Origin of the sequence: Microbacterium gubbeenense DSM 15944 (assembly GCF_000422745.1) — a bacterium.
GTDB lineage: Bacteria > Actinomycetota > Actinomycetes > Actinomycetales > Microbacteriaceae > Microbacterium > Microbacterium gubbeenense.
This window is the reverse complement of the sequence record NZ_AUGQ01000013.1, coordinates 19,875-38,685: the sequence shown is the minus strand read 5'-3', so window position 1 is coordinate 38,685 and position 18,811 is coordinate 19,875. Positions and strand designations below refer to the sequence as shown.

The window sequence follows — 18,811 nt, the reverse complement described above, 5'->3', positions numbered from 1 at the left end:
TATCGCGAACGATCGAGGAGCCTGCGTCAGACGAGCGCTTCCTCCACGACCGCGGCCTCAATCCGCACGGGCTCACGCCGGGGCAGGATCCGCGGGTGCACGCCCGCCATGCGCTCGAGCACGCGCAACACCTGCCCCGAGTACCCGAACTCGTTGTCGTACCAGACGTAGAGCACGACATTCTCGTCGCCCTCCGCGAGGGTCGCGAGCCCATCGACGATGCCAGCGCGATTCGTGCCGACGAAATCGCTCGAGACCGCATCAGGGTTCTCGCTGTAGTCGATCTGCTGGCGCAACGGAGCCGTGAGCGACGTCTGACGCAAGAACGCGTTGATCTCGTCGGCCGTCGTCGCGCGATTCAGCTGCAGATTGAGAATCGCAAGTGACACGTTGGGAGTGGGTACGCGAATCGCGCTGCCCGTCAGCTTTCCCTTCAACTGCGGCAAAGCCTTCGCGACGGCCTTCGCTGCCCCGGTCTCCGTGATGACCATGTTCAGCGACGCCGCGCGTCCGCGCCGGGCGCCGCTGTGGAAGTTGTCGATGAGGTTCTGGTCGTTCGTGAACGAGTGCACGGTCTCGACGTGACCGCGGCGCACCCCGTAGGCCTCGTCGATCGCCGCGAGCACGGGCGTGATCGCGTTCGTCGTGCACGAGGCCGCCGAGACGATCGCGTCGTGCGCGGAGATGTCGTCGCTGTTGACGCCGAACACGATGTTCTTGATGTCGCCCTTGCCTGGCGCGGTCAGCAGCACGCGCGACGTTCCGGTCGCGCGCAGGTGCTGGTTCAGCCCTTCCTGATCGCGCCAGCGGCCGGTGTTGTCGACGACGATCGCGTCATGGATGTCGTAGGCCGTGTAGTCGATCGCCGCCGGATCGTTCGCGTAGATCACCTGGATCAGCGTGCCGTTCGCGAGAATCGTCTCGTTCTCCTCGTCCACCTCGACGGTTCCGGCGAAGGGTCCGTGCACCGAGTCGCGCTTCAGCAGCTCCGCGCGCTTGAGGAGGTCGTCATCGGATCCGCGGCGCACGACGACCGCGCGCAGCCGCAGGCCATCGCCAGATCCTTGGTGCGCGATCAGCAGCCGCGCGACCAGCCGGCCGATGCGACCGAATCCGTACAGCACCACGTCCGTGGGACGGCTCGGCTCGGCCGTCATCACCTCGGCGAGCTCGTCGCGCAGGAAGTCGTCGAGACTGCCGTCCTCGTAGGATCCCCCGCGCGCATCGAACTCCGTCACGAGCCGCGCGATGTCGATCGATGCGGGGCCCGGCACGATGCGTCCGAACGCCTCGAGCACCGCGAGCGACTTCTCGGGGCTCAGCACCTGGTCTCCGACCTTGCGAGTGAACCGATGTGCTTTCAGGATCTCGGCGGGCGATCGTCCGAGAAGCCGGCGGCCGAGAATCGACGGCACGACTCCGTGCTCTCGATACAGACGACCGATCAGCGGGATCATCCGCTCGGCGAGTTCCTCTCGTGCGGCCCATTCGATCCGGCTGGTTTCGTACGCGGTGCTCACGCTCGGCGACTCCTTGTGCTTCGGCGGGTTCGCCGCGCCTGCGGCATGTATTGATTCCAGCGTATGGTGATGTATTCGCGTTCTGCGACGCATAAACGGCGCAAGAATCGCGGTTCTTAATGTTTTCGATATGCGCTGGGCGGATAACGATTCGGGATCGGTAGGCTGAGTCGAGGACCGCCCGCTCGGGCGATCGAGAGAAACACTTCCCACTCTGCAAGGGGGCGCCATGCGCGACAGCTCGACCGAAGACGGGCTCCACGCCACGATCCACCCCGATGGGTCCGCGGTGCTCGTGATCGACGAGACGCCGAGCGAGATCCACACACAACACGCTGAGGACGCCCGGCGCGAGATCGTGCGCCTCACGGCAGAGATCGCGCGCCAGCTCGACGCTCCGATCCGTGTGATCGTGACGGAGCCCGACGGCGAGTGGCCGCTGGTCGTCGACGGCGACGAGCGCGTCGAATACGCCTCGCCCGACGGGGCGCCGCGCCCGACGTTCGCCTCGGCACCGGATCCCGCGCCGAAAATCACGCGCCCTGCGTCCGCCGACGCCGACACGCGACCGGTCACGGTCATCGACCCGGCACCGACGCGCGGCGCGGGCCCGGTGCGATCTAGCGAGAGCGCGCGCTCCACCGAGACCTCGCGTTCGGCGGGTCCGGCGCGCGTGTCGGCCCGGCCCGAGGCCGAGCAGCAGACCCCGCAGCGCGAGACGTTCCTGACGGGCATTCACGACGAGGACCAGCGCGAGGATCCGGCGACCCGCGGATTCCGCGGCGCCATGACCCGCATGGGCATGCGCATGGGTCCTGGCGCCGACGAGCGCGCCGAGCGGGCCGACCAGCTCGCCGTCGCCCAGCACTGGCCCGGACCGCGCACGATCGCGGTCGTGAACGGCAAGGGCGGATCCGGAAAGACGCCCACGACGATCCTCACGGGCGCCGTGTTCGCGCGCTTCGGCGGCGCGGGCGTGCTCTCGTGGGACAACAACCAGACCCGCGGCACGCTCGGCTGGCGCACGGAGCAGGGGCCGCACGAGGCGACCCTCCACGACATGCTGGGCGCGGCGGATCACCTGCTGTCGACCGACGCGCAGGCCGCCGACGTCGCGAACTTCGTGCACCACCAGCGGCAGGACCGCTTCGATGTGCTGCGCTCGCAGCCGATCGCGCTCGCGTCGGAACAGCGCGTGTCGGCGGAGGACGTCGACCGGATCCACGCCGTCGCGGCCCGCTATTACCGGCTGATCATCATGGACTCGGGCAACGACGAGTCGGATCCGCTCTGGCTGCGCATGATCGACCGCACCGACCAGCTGGTCGTCGCCACGACGAGCCGCGATGAGCACGCCGAGGCCGGCGCGCTGCTGCTCGATGCGCTGGCGGAGCGCGACGAGCGCTCGGCGCAGCTCGCGGCGAACGCCGTGACGGTCGTGAGCCAGGCCGATCAGAAGGCGCCGGCGAGCGAGGTGCGGCGCGTGGTCGACGGGTACCGCAAGCTCACGCGCGACGTCGTGCAGATCCCGTTCGACCCGGCGATGATCGACGGCCACCTGCACTACAGCGCACTGCGCCCGGCGACCCAGCGCGCCTGGCTGGCGGCCGCCGCCGCCATGGCCCGAGGCTTCGCGGGCGGCGAGTAACCCCTATACCTTCATTTCTGGCACATTTCTGCGTTGATTTGCACCATGAAATGTGCCAGAAATGAAGGGTTGGGGGGGTTAGAGGCGGGCGAGCGCCGTGATTGTCAGCACGGGTTCGCCCGTTTCCGCCGATTCGGCTAGGTCGATCGCTGCCGCGATGCGCCAGTCGTGGTTGCCGGCCGGGTCGTCGATCGTCTGGGTGACGCGCCAGACGTCCGCACCCTCGTCGATCTCGCACAGCTTCGGCGAGCGCGCGGCGGATCCCGTCAGGATGTCGTCGTGCTCGTCGAAGTATGCGTCGAGCGCCTCGGGCCACCCTGCATCGGGATCGAGCGCCACGAGCTCGTTGTCGCGCTCGAGCGCCGCGAGCTGCACGCGGCGGAACATCGCGTTGCGCACGAGCACCGTGAAGGCACGGCGATTCGCGACGACCGACGGCGGAGACGGCGGCAGCACGGCGCCGTCCGCGGGGTCTGCGTCGAGGCCGGCCATGAGGGTCTCCCACTCGTCGACGAGGCTCGAGTCGACCTGGCGCACCATCTCGCCGAGCCATTCGACGATGTCGTCGAGCTCGTCGGTCTGCGCCTCCGGCGGCACGGTCTGGCGGATCGTGCGGTACGCGTCGGACAGGTAGCGCAGCACGAGCCCTTCGCTGCGTCCGAGCTGGTACCACTGCACGAACTCGGCGAAGCTCATCGCGCGCTCGAACATGTCGCGCACGATCGACTTCGGCGACAGCGCGAAGTCGCGCACCCACGGCTGCGACGCCGCGAACGTCTCGAAAGCCTGGCTGAGCAGCTCGTCGAGCGGTTTCGGGTGCGTGATCTCCTCGAGTAGCTCCATTCGCTCGTCGTATTCGATCCCCTCGCGCTTCATCTCGCCGACGGCCTCGCCGCGCGCCTTGAACTGCTGCTGGCTGAGGATCTGGCGCGGATCATCGAGCGTCGCCTCGATGACGCTCACGACGTCGAGCGCGTAGTGACCGGATCCGGCTCCGCCGTCCTGCTCGTCGGGATCGAGCAGTTCGAGCGCCGCGAGCGCGAACGGCGACAGCGGCTGGTTGAGCGCGAAGTTCGGCTGCAGGTCGAGGAACAGACGGATCCGCCCGTCGCCCGTGACCTCGATCAGCTCGGCGTCGCGCAGCGTGCGGAAGATCGCGAGCGCCCGGCGCGCGAGCGCGTACTGCTCGCGCCTCGGCTGGTGGTTGTCGAAGACGATCGAGCGCACGTTGCCGAACACGTCTCCCCCGCGGGCAATGATGTTGATCAGCATCGCCGACGTCATCTGCATGCGCGGGGTGAGGATCTCGGGCTCGGCCTCGATGAGCTTGTCGAAGCTCTGCTCGCTCCAGCTGATGAAGCCCTTCGGCGCCTGCTTCTTCTTGACCTTCTTCAGCTTCTTCGGGTCGTCCCCGGCTTTCGCGACCGCCTGCGCGTTGTCGATCTCGTGCTCGGGCGCGAGCACGACGACGTTGCCATACGGGTCGTAACCGGCGCGACCCGCGCGGCCCGAGATCTGGTGGAACTCGCGCGCGCCGAGACGGCGCATGCGGGATCCGTCGTACTTCGACAGCTCGGTGATCAGCACGGTGCGTATCGGCACGTTGATGCCGACGCCGAGCGTGTCGGTTCCGCAGATCACGCGTAGGAGCCCCTGCTGCGCGAGGGTCTCGACGAGGCGGCGGTAGCGCGGCAGCATGCCGGCGTGGTGCACGCCGATGCCGGCGCGCACCAGTCGAGACAGGGTCTTTCCGAAGTTCGTCGTGAACCGGAATCCGCCGAGCGCGGCGGCGATCTCGTCGCGCTGCTCGCGCGTGGTCACGTTGATGCTCGCGAGCGCCTGCGCACGCTCCATCGCGGCGGCCTGGCTGAAGTGCACGACATAGACCGGCACCTCGCGATCCGCGAGCAGCTCCTCGACCACCTCGTGCGCGTGGCGCTTCTCGTAGCGGAAGTGCAGCGGGACCGGCCGCTCGGCCCCCGCCACGAGCGTGGTGTCGCGGCCGGTGCGCCGGGCGAGATCCTCTTCGATCTCGGTCGTGTCTCCGAGGGTTCCCGACATCAGCAGGAACTGCGCGCGCGGCAGGAGCAGCAGCGGCACCTGCCACGCCCAGCCGCGGTCGCGGTCGCCGTAGTAGTGGAACTCGTCCATGACGACCTGGTCGACATCGGCGTCGGCACCCTCGCGCAGCGCCAGGTTCGCGAGGATCTCGGCCGTGCAGCACACGATGGGCGCGTCGGAGTTGACCGACGAGTCTCCGGTGACCATGCCCACGTTCTCGGCGCCGAACGTCTCGACGAGCGAGAAGAACTTCTCGCTCACCAGGGCCTTGATGGGCGCCGTGTAATAGGTGCGGCCGCCGCGGCCCACGGCGATCGCGTGCGCCGCGAGCGCGACGAGCGATTTGCCGGTGCCGGTGGGCGTGGACAGGACCACGTTGTTGCCGCTCGCGAGCTCCATCGCCGCCTCGTCCTGCGCGGGGTACAGCGCGATGCCCCGGCCGGTCGCCCATTCGAGGAAGGCGTCATACAGGGCATCGGCGTCATCACCGGCCGCTTGCGCGGCCTCAAGCAGGGTAGGCATCGTCAACCAGTCTGCCCCACGCCTCTCTCCCCCCGCACAATGCAGTCAATATCCGACCGCACACCACGGTCAGCCGGTTCCGCACCCGTTCCGGCCTCGGATTGACTGCGTTGTGCCCGGTAGCCTGGATCGATGCCCGAGTATCCCGCGACGATCGCCCGCCGCGTGGTCCACGAGATCGAGATCAAGAGGTCGCGGTTCATCACGTACCTCGCGCCCGTGACCTCGGTCGCCGAGGCCGACGCGTTCATCGCCGAGGTCCGCAAGAAGCACTGGGATGCCCGGCACAACTGCGTCGCGATGATCACGGGAGTGACGGGCGACCAGGCCCGGTCGTCCGATGACGGCGAGCCGTCGGGAACCGCCGGCGTGCCCATGATGGAGGTGCTGCGGCACCGCGACATGACCGATCTCGTCGCGGTCGTCACCCGCTACTTCGGCGGCATCAAGCTCGGCGCCGGCGGGCTCGTGCGCGCCTACGGCGGGGCCGTGTCGGAGGCGCTGGATCACGCTCAGCGGGTGCACCGCCGCGCGCTCACCGCCGTGCGGATCGACGTGCCGCACGCCGAGGCCGGCCGGTTCGACAACCTGCTGCGCGATTGGGCCGCGCGCCACGACTCCACGCTGGGCGACCCGGTGTACGGCGCCGCGGCCGTGTTCGAGGCCTGGGCGCCGGAGGCCGAGCTGCCCGCGCTGATCGCCGATGTCGCGACGTGGTCGTCCGGCGCACTGACGCCGGTGGTCGGCGAGACGCGTGTGACCGACGTGCCTGCCTGACCGGCGCACAACTACGGCACCGTCGGCCGACTCCCGCGGAACCCGCACGCACTCCGGCCGATCGCGCCGCCGCGTGCCGTCGTTGTGCGCCGGCGCTACTCCGCCCCGGCCCGCAGGAACTCGATGCCGGCCTGCTTGAACTGACGCGCACCCGGGGCGTTGAAGTGGTGCCGGCCCGGAACCTCGATGAATCTCCCCGCCGGCAGGTGCGAGGCGAGCTGCTTCGACTGCTCGAAGATGCTGTCCTTCGTGCCGGCCGCGACCAGCACCGGCTGCTGCGGCGGATTGCCCATATCCGGATCCTCGTCGCCGAACCGCATGCCGCCGGCGAGCGCGACGAGCGCGTTCAGGTCGTTGTCCGGCACCCGCTCCGCGAGGCGGACATAGTTCTGCGTCGCGGGATCCGCGACGGGCGTTCCGTCGTCGATGTACGCCCGCGCCTGCTCGAGATCGAGGCGGCCGAGCGGCCGACCGTCCGGGATCCCGCCGAGCACCGCACGCTCGACGCGCAGCGGCCGCTCGGAGGCGAGGTGCCACCCGACGCGGGCACCGAGCGAGTATCCGAGGTAGAGAACCGGATCGATCATGTACGTATCAAGGATCGCCTCGATGTCCGCGACGAACGCCGACATCGTGTAGTCCTCAGCCTCATGCGGCTTCTCGCTCTGGCCGTGCCCGCGCTGGTCGATGCCGAGCACACGGAATCCTGCGCGGACGAGCGCCGACACCCACCCGGTGCTGACCCAGTTGTCGCGACAGCTCGACGCGAAGCCGTGTACCGCCAGCACGACGGGCGCGTCCTCATCGCCCCATGTGTACGTCGCGATGCGGAATCCCTCCTGCGACATCACGTACTGCGGCTTCGGTAACTCGGGAAACAGCGGAAACGACATATCCCCATTGTCCACCCGGCGCGCGCGGAGCGCGCCGGGTCAGGTCACGCCGTCGGAATCGCGAAGATCGGCTCGCTGGTCGGCAGGCCGGTCGGCGATCCGCCCTCCGGTTCCACGGTTACGGCGACGACATCGCCGGGGAGCATTTCGCCGTCGAGCAGCGCGACCGCTTCGCCCGATTCCGGTTCGAAGATCCCCGCCGGCAGCGCTGTCTCGCCGCGCACGAACCACAGCTGATATGTGCGGTCGGATTCGAGCGGCTCGAGCCCGTCGGCGACGAGCACCGCCTCCCCCAATTCCGCGGACCAGTGAACGGTCGCGGTGCCGTCGCCCACCGGTGCTGACGCCTGCGCGGCGTCAGCGGCTGCTTCGATCTCGTCCAGCGCGACGACGGAGGCCGGACGAGCGAGGTAGTCGTTCAGCGCCATCGAGCCGAACCCGATACCGGCCACCAGGGCGATGCCTGCGGCGAGCGCGAACATGATCCGCAGTCGCTTGGGGCGCGCTCGGTGCTCACTCGCTTGCGGCGGCACGGGCGCGTCCTGCCCCGAGGACTCCGTCGTGTCGGCGGGCAACTGAGGCATCGACGCGATCTGAGCAAGCAGCGCATCACGCACCCCTGCGCTCGGGAGGGCCGGCGCAGCGGCATCTGCAAGGCCACCGACGGTGTCGGCGTCCTCGTCAGCGATCGGCTCCCATTCAGGGTGCGCGCGGAGCGCCTCGAGGTACCTCGCCTCGTCCTCCGCCGACAGGGCATGCAACGCGTGACCAGCGGCAAGTTCCGCGAACTCGTGCTCGTTCATGCTGTCACCCCCATTTCGTTGCGCAGGCGCGTGAGCCCGTCTCTCATCCGAGTCTTGATCGTTCCCAGCGGCGATCCCACCAATGCGGAGATCTCGCTCTGGCTATACCCGCCGAAGTACGCGAGAACGAGTGCCTCCCGCTGTGCCTCGGGGAGCGCCCCGAGCGCGCTCACCGCTTGTTCTCCCGCGATGCCGAGCTCGGCTTGCTCCGCGACGCTGTCGTGCGGGATTCCGATGTCTCTCAGTCCTGCCCGAACGTCCCGGTCGGCGCTGGCTTGCGACGCTCGGACCCGGTCCACCGCTCGCCGGTGTGCGATCGTCAAGATCCAGGTTCGTCCTTGCCCTTTGTTCGGAGCGAACCGCGCGGCGGATTGCCACACTTCGAGGAACACTTCCTGCAGCACTTCCTCGCTCTGCGAGCGATTGACGAGCACGCGGAGGATCAATCCGAATACGCGCGCGGTGAGCATGTCGTAGAGCTCGGCGAACGCCGCTCGGTCTCCGTCGGCGACGCGGAGGAGGAGGACCCCGGCGGCGTCATCCGCCGTTCCGTCCTCGGGCACGTCCGTTCCGTCGATGACCATCTCGACAAGCATGCCGCATCCGCCGTTCGCCGCTGGCATTTCGTTCACCCGAAGGTGAAGGAATATACCTGCACGCCGTCTGGGACGTCGATATCGAGCACGCCCGACGAGAGCTTCGAGCTGTCGACGATTCCGTAGGATCGCGGGGTGCCGTCGACCTCGACCGTCTTCTCCTCGCCGTCGGGCTCTCGAACGGTGAGCTCGCCGGATCCCGCGAGCACCATGCGCACCTCCGCCGCGTGATACTCGAGACGCACGCTTCCCCCGGCGCTCGTCGTCGGCTCCGCGTACTGCGTCTCGATGTTCCAGTCGCCCTCGAGGGCGAACGTGTCGTCAGCCTGCTCTGCGGGGAGCGAGAAGGTTCCTGGACCGGCACGGTACGGATCCTCGCCGCCGAAGTTCACGTCCTTTGATGACCCGAGGAAGGTCTCGGGCGTCGTCGAGCCCTGTTCCGGCGTCTCGTCTGCGACATCCGACTCCGCGGGCAGCTCCACATCGGCGTTCGCGTCGACGAGCAGCTCGCGGATCATGCTCTCGGTCGCCGCGTAGTTCCCCTCGCCGAAGGAGATGTGCCGGACGGTGCCCTCCGCGTCGATCAGGTAGTGCGCCGGCCAGTATCGGTTGCGGTAGTTCGTCCAGGTCGAGAGGTCGTTGTCGAGCGCGACCGGGTATTCGATGCCGAAGTCGCGGATCCCCGCTGCGACGTTCTTCGCGTCCTTCTCGAACGCGTACTCGGGCGAATGAACGCCGATGACCTGAAGCCCGAGGTCGCCGTAAGTCTTGTCCCAGCCGACGACGTGGGGGATCGAGCGCTGGCAGTTGATGCAGGAGTATGCCCAGAAGTCGATGAGGACGACCTCGCCACGCAGTTCTTCCAGGTCGAGCGACTGGCCGCCGTCGGTGTTCAGCCACTGCTCGATCCCGCGGATCTGGGGGGCCGTGCCGCACGATTCGAGTTCGTCGGCACCATTCGTGCAGTTATCCAGCTCACGGTTCTCGTCGGTGACGAGCCCGCCGAGGCTAAGGGCTTCCTCCGCCGCGTGGTTCTCCGTGAGCTGCTGTTGCAGCGGAGCGGTGTAATCCGGCACCAGCCGTTGCAGCGCCTGCGGCACGTTGAAGGCGAGGCCCACGGCGAGCGCGATCATGGCGATGCCGGCCGCGATGCGAAGCCCGCGCTCCTTCGTGCGGAACGCGCGGATCCGTTCGATGACGCCGCGCCCTGCGAGGGCGAAAACCAGCAGCGGCACCGCAACGCCGACGGCGAAAGAAACCGTGAGCATCACGGTTCCGATACCGATCTGCCCTGTGGCACCCGCCACGATGATCGCCGCGAGGACCGGACCCGCACAGGGTACGAACACCGCACCGAGGGCGAGACCGACTCCGAAGCCGCTCCCCTGATTCTTGACCTCTTTTCGAGATTGGAAGCGCTGGAACGGCTTCTCAAGGATCCGCTCGAACCGCGGCACGAGAAGACCGATTCCGAGGACCGCGAGCACCGCGATGCCCGCCCACCGGATGATGTCCTGCGGCAGACCCAGCAGTCCCAGCACGAGGGACCCCACGAGAGTGACCAGGGTGAAGCTGACGAGGAGGCCCGCGATCACGAGGTACGGCCTGCTGCGCCTCGCGGGAGCAGGACCCCCCTCGCCGCCTTCGAAGCGCGCCGATTGGGCGCCGCCCGTCAAGAAGATGACCGGCAGAACCGGCAGAATGCACGGCGAGATGCCGGTGATGAGACCGCCGAGCAGCCCGATGATGACCACATCCATGAAGTCCTCGCTTCCGTTGCGAGTTCTTCGGCGCGACGGCCGAATCGGATTGATTCACACCGATTTCAGAATTTCCCAATCCGTTCCGGGCGGGACTCCGAACATCCCTCAAAGCCGCGGAACAATTCGTGGCTCTGATCCCCGGAGGTAGAGATGTTCAGCACTAAGAAGAAGATCACAGCGGCCGTTGCGCTCGGCTTCGCCGGCGCACTCGTGCTGTCGGGCTGTTCGATGGGCGAGGACACGGCGGACGCACCGGCCGAGTCGGCTCCTGAGACGATGGAGACCACGGCCCCCGAGGCCCCGGAGACGCCCGAAGCCGAGATGATGGATCCGGCCGCCAACCTGGTCGGCCCCGGCTGCGCGGAATACGCGGAAACCGTACCGGACGGTGCGGGCTCCATCCAGGGCATGTCCGCCGATCCCGTCGCCGTCGCCGCATCGAACAACCCGCTGCTGACGACTCTCGTCTCGGCGGTGAGCGGCGAGCTCAACCCGGACGTGGACCTGGTCGACACTCTCAACGGAGACGAGTTCACGGTCTTCGCACCGGTCGACGACGCCTTTGCGAAGATCGATGAGGCCACGATCGAGACGCTCAAGACCGACAGCGACATGCTGAGCTCGATCCTGACGTACCACGTCGTTCCGGGCCAGATCGAGCCCGCCGACATCGAAGGCATGCACACCACCGTGCAGGGCGCTGACCTCGAGGTCACCGGCAGCGGAGACGAGTGGATGGTCAATGACGCCAACGTCATCTGCGGCGGAGTCCAGACCGCGAACGCCACGGTGTACCTGGTCGACTCGGTTCTGATGCCCCCGGCCGAGTAGATCGGCTTCGCCAGAGAAATGACCTGGCAGGTGTGGCCGCTGGCGAACTTGCCAGCGGCCACACCTTGTTTCGTCACCCGCGCCGATGGCGCCCCGAACGCCGACGAGAGTGGCTGCGCCGAGATCTACGGCTGCAGGCCTGCGATCGCGGGCTTGAACCCGAGGCGCGGATTCTCGCAGCACCCCGGGCGGCACACGTCGAACCACGGTCCGATGGTCGTGGTGTTCGAGCGCCGCGACGTGGGCCGTGCAAATATTCGCTCCTGCACGAGGTCGACGAGGGCCTGTACGAAGTCAGGGTGCGTGCCCGGGGTCGGTGTGCGCGCGACCCAGAGGCCTCGACGCTCGGCGGTCTCTCGCGCCTCGACGTCGAGATCCCACATCACTTCCATGTGGTCGCTCACGAACCCCACGGGCACGATCAGCACGGCCGTCCCGAGGTCGAGGGCGCCGATAGCGTCATTGATGTCGGGCTCGAGCCACGGCTGTATCGGGGGCCCGGAACGGGACTGGTAGACGAGCTGCCAGGAGGTTCCGGGCGCCGCCTCCGCGATGACGTGCTCGGCGACAGCGAGGTGCTGGGCGGCATACCCGCCTCCGTCGACCTCAGTGAAGAGCCCGGCGCCGGAACGCGCGGCGTCGTCGCTCGGAATGCTATGAGTGGAGAACAGCACCTCGATGTTCGACGCATCGTGGCCGTCTCGGATCGCCGCGGCGACGCCCTCGCGCACACCGTCGATGAAGGGCTGGATGAAGCCGGGGTGCGAGAAGAATTGGCGCACCTTGTCGATCTGAAGCGTGGCCCCGAGCCCTGTCGCTTCCAGCGCGTCCGCCCAGTCCTCGCGGTACTGGCGGCATGACGAGTACGAGGAGTAGGCGCTCGTCGGAATCGCGATCATCGTCCGGACGCCGTCCTCGGCGGCCTGCGCGAGTGCATCGTCGAGATACGGCGCCCAGTTGCGATTGCCCCAGTAGACGGGCAGGTCGAGACCAGCGCGACCGAGCGCGTCCTGCAGTGCCGCCTGAAGTCGACGGTTCTGTTCGTTGATCGGGCTGATGCCGCCGAAATGCCGGTAATGGTGCGCGACTTCTTCGAGCCGCTCGTCCGGGATCCCTCGCCCTCGCGTGACGTTCCGGAGGAAGGGCAAGACGTCGTCCTGCCCTTCCGGCCCGCCGAATCCGGACAGAAGTATCGCGTCGTAGTCCATCGGCCGTGTGGTGTGCTCCGGCCCGTCCTGCGTCGCCGCGGTTGCCGACGGCACTGCCGCGCCAGCTGCCAGATGCACGCCTGAAGCGGCAGGAGGCTTCCGCTCCCGCCGCTCACCAGTTCCTGCCGCCATGTGGTGCGGGCGTGCGTGGTCCGGGACGTCATTCGTCTGCATGGGTTCTCCTGTTCTCGGGCTGGTCACTCGTCGATCTGCTGGCCCGCCGAATGAGAGGGGACTTTCTCCCACTCGGCGATCGGCCCGCCGACGACGATGAATGCGGGATGCGGATCGGGGCGATGAAGCTCGTGCCAGCGTATCCACGTATCGGGGCTGCGCCTCTGCAGCTTCGCGAGCAGGTGCTGCCACTCGTAGGCGAGCTGGCCATCGTTGACGTGCAGCTGCTCACGAGATCCCGTGACGCGGATCTTGTCGCGGGAGAAGCGGTAACCTCGAGCGTCCGCCTCGTCGACGATCGCGCTGAGATAGTCGCCCATCGCTGCTCGCGAGTTCTCTGTGTGTTGGAACCGGCGCAATTGGGGATGATGCGAATACCCGCCGCCAGGCTTCGTGAGCACCGATTGTGCGAGCAGCCCCTCACGCCAGCATGCCGTCAGTGCTTGGCGGTCGAAGTACCGCGGATGCATCGACCACAATCTCATGACGCGTCCGCCGCAGACCGCTCGGCGTCTCGCAGGATGCTGCGGGCCATTCCGTTGAAGAGGATGCCGTGGAACGGCAGAAGCACAAGCCAATACAACCGGCCCGAGAGCCCCTTCGGGAAGTAGACGGCGCGCTGGCGATAGCGGCTTCCGGACTCATTCGGTTCGACTTCCAACTCGAGCCAGCCGCGGCCCGGCATTCGCATCTCGGCCCGCAACCGCAACGTGCGCCCTCGTTCGATCGACTCGACCCGCCACACATCGATGACGTCACCGCTGTTCACCCGGTACGGGTGTCGTCGACCGCGGCGCATGCCGACGCCGCCGACGAGCTTGTCGATCCATCCGCGCGCCGCCCAGGCGAGTGGGAACGAGTGCCAGCCTCGGACGCCGCCGATCGCTTCGATCACGTCCCACACGGCGCCAGCCGGTGCGGTGCTGTCGCGCTCGCGCAGGTCGGTGAAGACGGTGTGGCCCGCCCAATCAGGGTCGCTCGGCAGCGGGTCGCTGGGCGCGCCGGGCACGGTGGCACTCTGCCAGCTCGTCTCGACCTGCCCCTCGGCTTCGCGCTTGAGCGCGAGCCGAACTGCGGTGCGATAAGCGATCAGCCCGTCCTCGGGCGGCGCGATGTATTGGTCGATGTCGCGTTCGGAGACGACACAGTCATTCTGCAGCGATGCGATGATCGGCACCGCGAGCTGGCGTGGAATGGGACTGACCAAGCTCACCCATTGCGAGGCGAGCCACGGAGTCAGTACCGGAAGCGCCGCTATCCGGCGCTGCGGCAGGCCCGCTTCCACCGCATATCCGTTCATCATCTGCCCGTAGCGCAGAACGTCGGGGCCGCCGATGTCGAATGCCCGGTTGAGGTCCTCCTCGACGGCGACGGCCTGGACGAGGTAGCGCAGCACGTCGCGAATCGCGATGGGCTGTACGTGGTTGCGCACCCAGCGCGGCGCGGGCATATACGGAAGAACCTCGGTGAGGTGCCGGATCATCTCGAACGACGCCGATCCGGATCCGATCACAATGCCCGCCTGAAACACCAGCGCCGGCACTGAGCAGTCCAGGAACGTCTGGCCGACAGCCGCGCGCGATGCGAGATGGGCCGACAATCGACCGCCATGAGGGTGCAGACCGCCGAGATAAACGAGCCGTCCCACACTCGCAGCTTCCGCAGCTTCCGCGAACGTACGCGCAGCCTGCGCCTCGGCGTTCTCGAAGTCGCGCCCCGCACTCATCGCGTGCACGAGGTAGAAAGCCACGTCGACACCGGTCATCGCGCGACGCGTCGCGACGGCGTCCGACAGGTCTGCCTTGAACACTCGCACGCGGCTCCGCCACGGGACATCGCCCAGCTTCCATGGCGAACGAACGCACACGCTCACGTCGTACCCCGCATCGAGCAGCTGCGGAACGAGCCGCCCGCCGACGTAGCCCGTCGCACCCGTGACGAGTACACGCGTCATACGAACATCCCTTCGCTCGCGCAGAGAATCAGCAGCAACGTGATCACGAAACCGACTGCATAGTTGATGATGAGAAACCGGCGCCAGGCGCGGTTGGCGCTACCCGAGTGTGCGTCGTCGACACGCACGTACGGCGCCACGCTGACGATGTAGGGCAGTGCCGCCAACGCTGCGAGATTCGCCGGCCAGGGGGTGAAGAGCATGAGGATCCCCGCCACCGTCCACATTCCGATGGCGAACTTCACCGTCCTCCCGGCACCGAGAACGGTCGCGATGGACCCGATTCCGGCATCACGATCGGGCACGATGTCCTGCACGGCTCCGAACGCGTGGCTCGCCATGCCCCAGCAGAAGAACGCGATCATGGTCAGCACGATGGCCGGCGTGATCGTCGTCCCCGCAAGAGCCAGCGCGTACAGAGCGGGCGTGACGAAATGTGTGCTCGAAGTGATCGAATCGAGGACCGGGATCTCTTTGAACCGCAACCCGCGCACCGAGTACGCGAGCACCGCGAACAGGCTGACGGCGAGAACGGCCCACGAGATCGGCTGATCGGCACCGAGGACGACCAGGGTGAGCACGAACGGAGCGGTCAGCACGGCCGCTGCCACGAGCGTCGCACGGTGGATCCTCGGCGGCAGCTTCGCCCCCTCCGCACCCCCCTTGCGGGGATTCGCAAGGTCGGACTCGTAATCGAACACGTCGTTCACGCCGTACATCGTCAAGTTGTACGGCACGAGGAAGAAGATCGTGCCGATGATCAGCGTGAAGTCGATGCGCCCTGTGGTGAGGAAGTAGACCGCGGCGAACGGGTAGGCCGTGTTGATCCAGCTCAGCGGTCGCGACGCGACGACGAGCATGCGCAGCAGCGGCGGACGATCAGGCATCGGTGCGTTCCTTCCTGCCGCCGACGCCGCCGAGCAGCTGCCAGGTCCCGGCAAGCAGAAGTGCGCCCGCGAACGGGTAGAGGAAGTCCTCGAGAGGCATCAGCCCGAAGCGGACACCTGAGATCTCTTCGGCACCGTAATCGAAGAATCCGGCGGCCATCATCACGTTATCGAAAACTGCGGTCAGGATCAGGAGTGCGGTCGTCGTCGCTGCCCACGTGGAGACGTATCGACGCGCGGATCCCCGACGACGGGCGTTCACGGCGCCCGCCAGGAACACGACGGCGCCCGCGCCGACGAAGGGAAGCGACATGAGAAGGTATGTCACCGTCGCCTCGCCTTCTCGCGCCAGCGCTGAGAACCGCTCAGCAGGATGAGCGTGAGATAGGTGAGGAAGCCCAGGAACAGCAGTTCCTCGATCGGGAACTCCGGCGCCAGCAGGATACCGGTCGCCCACCGCGAATCGAGGTGGCGGAAGACTCCCAGGCCGATGCCGACGGCGTCCCAGGCGATGAAGAAACCCACACCGACGACGAGCGCAACTGCACCCGCGACGGGTGCCCGGCGAAAGACCAACCTGAATCGCACGTCGAGCAGGACGAGACACGCTGCGCTGATCAGGAGCGAGGCCGCGTAGATTCCACTCACGGCTCCTCCAACGGCCCGGGGGAGTGATCGCCCCGAACGTGCTTGAGCACGAGTTCCGCGCTGATGAGGCACATGGGCAGGCCCACGCCGGGCACTGACGTGGCCCCGGTGTAATAGAGCCCGTCGACACGGCGGGATCGGGTCACTCCGCGGAAGAACGCGCTCTGGCGCAGGGTGTGCGCGGGCCCGAGCGCGCTGCCGCGGAAGGAGTTGAACTCGGTGACGAAGTCCGCCGGTCCCACGGTGCGCCGCACGACGATGCGCGACGCGAGGTCAGGAACGTCCGCCCAGGCGGCGACCTGGGCGATTGCGCGGTCCGCGATCGTTTCCACCAGTTCGTCGCCTGACGAATCGATCCCCCCGTGTCCGATAGCGGAATCAGGCGGCAGCGGAACGAGCACGAAGAGGTTCTCGTGACCTTCCGGCGCCACGTCGTCATCAGTCGCGCTCGGCCTGCAGACGTACAGCGATGGCTCATCCGGAACACGCGTCGGAGTGCCGAAGATCGCGTCGAAGTTATCGTGCCAGTCGTTCGAGAAGAACAGCGTGTGGTGCAGCAGTTCCGGAAGCGCACCCTCGACGCCGAGCATGATGAGCACGGCGCTCGGGCCCGAAACCTGCTTATTCCAACGCTTCGGCGAATAGGAGCGATCGGACTCGCCGAGCAACGCCGTCTCGGTATGGTGCTCATCGATCGCCGACACGACGATATCGGCGTCCATCCGTTGCACATGCCCGTCCCGCTCGTATTCGACCGAGCGAACAGACCCCTTCGCGCTGGTGATCGACACAACATCGCTGTCGGTCACCAGTTCGACGCCGTTCTCACGCGCGATCTCGACGAGTGAGCCGACGAAGCTTCGGAAACCGCCCCGCGGGTACTTCACACCGTCCATGAGGTCCATGTGGCTCATCAAGTGGTAGAGCGCGGGCGCCTCGAATGGCGACGTGCCGAGAAACACCGCCGGGTAGCCGAGGACCTGGCGCAGGCGCGCGTCACCGAAACGGCGGGCGGCGAATGACCACAGCGAACGTGTCAGCAGCGGCACGACGGCAGGCACGGCTCGGAGGACCTGCGGCGACACGAAATCGCGCCAGGAGGAGAACGGGTTGTAGAGGAACGAACCCACGGCCGCGCGATAAGTCGTCGTCGCAGACGTCAGATACCTGCGGATCCGGTCGCCTGCGCCGCGTTCGCGGCCCTCGAACAGCGCCGCGGCCGAGTCCGCGCCCGAGCGCACATCGATGGGCACCTCCCTCGCGCCATCGATGGGTTCACCATAAACCCGGTAGCCGGGCTGCAACGAAACCAGGTCGAGGTGATCAGATGTCGTCGTGCCCATCATGCGATAAAAGTGTTCGAACACTTCGGGCATGAGATACCAGGACGGACCGGTGTCGAACGTGAACCCGTCCTGCGACCATGCGCCCGCCCTCCCGCCGAGCTCGCTGTTCTTATCCAGTACGGTCACCTGATGTCCGTCGCGCGCGAGCAGACAGGCAGTAGCGAGCCCGCTGACGCCGCCGCCGATGACGACCACACGCGACGCGGTCACCTGACGACCCGCATCGCCAGCGCTCTTACGAGGATCCGCGCCTTCACGGGATTCGGCACCCGCACGCGCATTCGCATCAGCTCCGACGCTGGCGTCGATTCGATGCGGTCGGTGAGTGCAGCGAACATCGCTCGGGCAGCCCACACGGCTGCCCGGCATCCTGACGACAAGAACGGAATCGATGCATCGGCAGCGCGAAGGTCCTGCCTGATCGATGCGACGACGGCGGTCTTCGAACTCTCGGTGAGCCCGTCCTCCGTGCCGGGAAAATACGCGCGCCCTCGGTCGTCGTGATCGCAAGCGAAGTCGCGAAGGAAGTTGACCTTCTGAAATGCCGCTCCGAGGCTTCGAGCGCCCGCGACGAGCAGTTCGCGCTCACCCGCCTCACGTTGCATGCCCGATTCGAAGACTGCCAGGCACATCAAGCCGACGGTCTCAGCAGATCCGTAGATGTATTCGTCAAGCTCCGCGTCCGTGAACGTCGCGGCTTCGAGGTCTCGTCTCATCGACGCGAAGAACGGTCGACACAGGTCCATACTGATGCCGTGTTCCCGGCCCGTCAGCGCGAACGCGTGCACCACGAGGTTCGTGCTGAACCCCAGCTGCAGTGCGCGGCTGGTCTCCGCTTCGAGCTCATCGAGCAGAACAGCTCGCGTCGCCGTGTCCACCCCCGCAGCCTCTGCGGGCCCGTCGACGAGTTCATCCGCGATACGCACGAGCGCATAAATGCGCGCAATGTGCGCCTGCGTTGTCGCGTCGAGGAGTCGGCTCGCCCATCCGAAAGAGGTCGAATATGAACGAATGACGATGGACGCGCTCGCGCTCGCAGTCGTGTTGTAGAGCTCGAAATCTGTCGTGTTCATGCGGCACGCAATCGGCACGTGGCAGTCTTCTGAACGACGAGAGCACCTTTCCTCACTCCACACCCTCCATTTCGTTAGCCAAGCGAGAGTTAAACCTAGCATAAGAA

17 protein-coding genes are annotated in these 18,811 nt (G+C 67.1%); 3 read left to right on the top strand and 14 right to left on the bottom strand.

From position 1 onward, the window contains the following. Positions 1 to 26: 26 nt before the first annotated feature. On the bottom strand, positions 27 to 1,520 hold the full coding sequence (locus tag G510_RS16155) for a glyceraldehyde-3-phosphate dehydrogenase (protein ID WP_036322594.1): 1,494 nt from the start codon (positions 1,518 to 1,520) through the stop codon (positions 27 to 29). A gap of 229 nt (positions 1,521 to 1,749) precedes the next feature. Between G510_RS16155 and G510_RS0108985 the strand changes: the two genes are divergently transcribed. After that, positions 1,750 to 3,168: a hypothetical protein gene (locus G510_RS0108985; RefSeq protein WP_029153370.1), complete on the top strand. Its 1,419-nt coding sequence runs from the start codon at positions 1,750 to 1,752 to the stop codon at positions 3,166 to 3,168. A gap of 78 nt (positions 3,169 to 3,246) precedes the next feature. Here G510_RS0108985 and G510_RS0108980 read toward each other — a convergent pair whose 3' ends face one another. Further along, positions 3,247 to 5,751 (bottom strand): DEAD/DEAH box helicase, encoded by a 2,505-nt coding sequence (locus tag G510_RS0108980; RefSeq protein WP_029153369.1) that lies wholly within the window; start codon positions 5,749 to 5,751, stop codon positions 3,247 to 3,249. Between the two features lie 132 nt (positions 5,752 to 5,883). On the opposite strand from G510_RS0108980, the gene G510_RS0108975 reads away from it, so the two are divergent. After that, complete coding sequence (locus G510_RS0108975; protein ID WP_029153368.1) at positions 5,884 to 6,528, top strand: YigZ family protein; 645 nt, start codon at positions 5,884 to 5,886, stop codon at positions 6,526 to 6,528. 95 nt (positions 6,529 to 6,623) lie between these two features. On the opposite strand, the gene G510_RS0108970 is transcribed toward G510_RS0108975, so the two are convergent. Genes G510_RS0108970 through G510_RS0108955 form a run of 4 tightly spaced genes read right to left on the bottom strand, consistent with a single transcriptional unit; the run spans position 6,624 to position 10,580 of the window. Then, positions 6,624 to 7,421: an alpha/beta fold hydrolase gene (locus tag G510_RS0108970; RefSeq protein ID WP_029153367.1), complete on the bottom strand. Its 798-nt coding sequence runs from the start codon at positions 7,419 to 7,421 to the stop codon at positions 6,624 to 6,626. Between the two features lie 44 nt (positions 7,422 to 7,465). Then, entirely contained in the window at positions 7,466 to 8,224 is a 759-nt protein-coding gene (locus G510_RS0108965; RefSeq protein ID WP_029153366.1) for an anti-sigma factor, read from the bottom strand. Further along, positions 8,221 to 8,820 (bottom strand): ECF RNA polymerase sigma factor SigK, encoded by a 600-nt coding sequence (gene sigK / locus G510_RS0108960; RefSeq protein WP_029153365.1) that lies wholly within the window; start codon positions 8,818 to 8,820, stop codon positions 8,221 to 8,223. The genes G510_RS0108965 and sigK overlap by 4 nt, the downstream gene beginning before the upstream one ends. A 32-nt stretch (positions 8,821 to 8,852) precedes the next feature. Then, positions 8,853 to 10,580 carry a cytochrome c biogenesis protein DipZ gene (locus tag G510_RS0108955; protein WP_029153364.1) on the bottom strand — a complete coding sequence of 576 codons (1,728 nt, stop codon included), beginning with the start codon at positions 10,578 to 10,580 and terminating at the stop codon, positions 8,853 to 8,855. A 153-nt stretch (positions 10,581 to 10,733) separates the two neighbouring features. Between G510_RS0108955 and G510_RS0108950 the strand changes: the two genes are divergently transcribed. Beyond that, positions 10,734 to 11,414: a fasciclin domain-containing protein gene (locus G510_RS0108950; RefSeq protein ID WP_029153363.1), complete on the top strand. Its 681-nt coding sequence runs from the start codon at positions 10,734 to 10,736 to the stop codon at positions 11,412 to 11,414. A gap of 125 nt (positions 11,415 to 11,539) precedes the next feature. Here the strand turns inward: G510_RS0108950 and G510_RS0108945 are convergent, their stop codons facing one another. The 8 genes from G510_RS0108945 to G510_RS18835 form a co-directional block, all read right to left on the bottom strand. Next, positions 11,540 to 12,754, bottom strand: coding sequence for a ferrochelatase (locus G510_RS0108945; protein WP_036322614.1), 1,215 nt, complete (start codon positions 12,752 to 12,754; stop codon positions 11,540 to 11,542). A 65-nt stretch (positions 12,755 to 12,819) separates the two neighbouring features. Next, on the bottom strand, positions 12,820 to 13,266 hold the full coding sequence (locus tag G510_RS0108940) for a pyrimidine dimer DNA glycosylase/endonuclease V (protein ID WP_245563276.1): 447 nt from the start codon (positions 13,264 to 13,266) through the stop codon (positions 12,820 to 12,822). Positions 13,267 to 13,277: 11 nt separating this feature from the next. Further along, a complete protein-coding gene (locus G510_RS16150; protein ID WP_036322591.1) occupies positions 13,278 to 14,750 on the bottom strand; it encodes an SDR family oxidoreductase in 1,473 nt (490 codons plus the stop codon). Then, positions 14,747 to 15,637, bottom strand: coding sequence for a prenyltransferase (locus tag G510_RS16145; RefSeq protein ID WP_036322589.1), 891 nt, complete (start codon positions 15,635 to 15,637; stop codon positions 14,747 to 14,749). Before G510_RS16145 ends, G510_RS16150 begins: the two co-directional genes overlap by 4 nt. Then, on the bottom strand, positions 15,630 to 15,965 hold the full coding sequence (locus tag G510_RS16140) for a lycopene cyclase domain-containing protein (RefSeq protein ID WP_051216619.1): 336 nt from the start codon (positions 15,963 to 15,965) through the stop codon (positions 15,630 to 15,632). The genes G510_RS16145 and G510_RS16140 overlap by 8 nt, the downstream gene beginning before the upstream one ends. After that, positions 15,962 to 16,285, bottom strand: a complete 324-nt coding sequence (locus tag G510_RS0108925; protein ID WP_029153360.1) for a lycopene cyclase domain-containing protein — start codon at positions 16,283 to 16,285, stop codon at positions 15,962 to 15,964. The genes G510_RS16140 and G510_RS0108925 overlap by 4 nt, the downstream gene beginning before the upstream one ends. Beyond that, complete coding sequence (gene crtI, locus G510_RS17925) at positions 16,282 to 17,841, bottom strand: phytoene desaturase family protein (protein ID WP_029153359.1); 1,560 nt, start codon at positions 17,839 to 17,841, stop codon at positions 16,282 to 16,284. Before crtI ends, G510_RS0108925 begins: the two co-directional genes overlap by 4 nt. After that, positions 17,838 to 18,704, bottom strand: coding sequence for a phytoene/squalene synthase family protein (locus G510_RS18835; RefSeq protein ID WP_029153358.1), 867 nt, complete (start codon positions 18,702 to 18,704; stop codon positions 17,838 to 17,840). The genes crtI and G510_RS18835 overlap by 4 nt, the downstream gene beginning before the upstream one ends. Positions 18,705 to 18,811 lie beyond the last annotated feature (107 nt).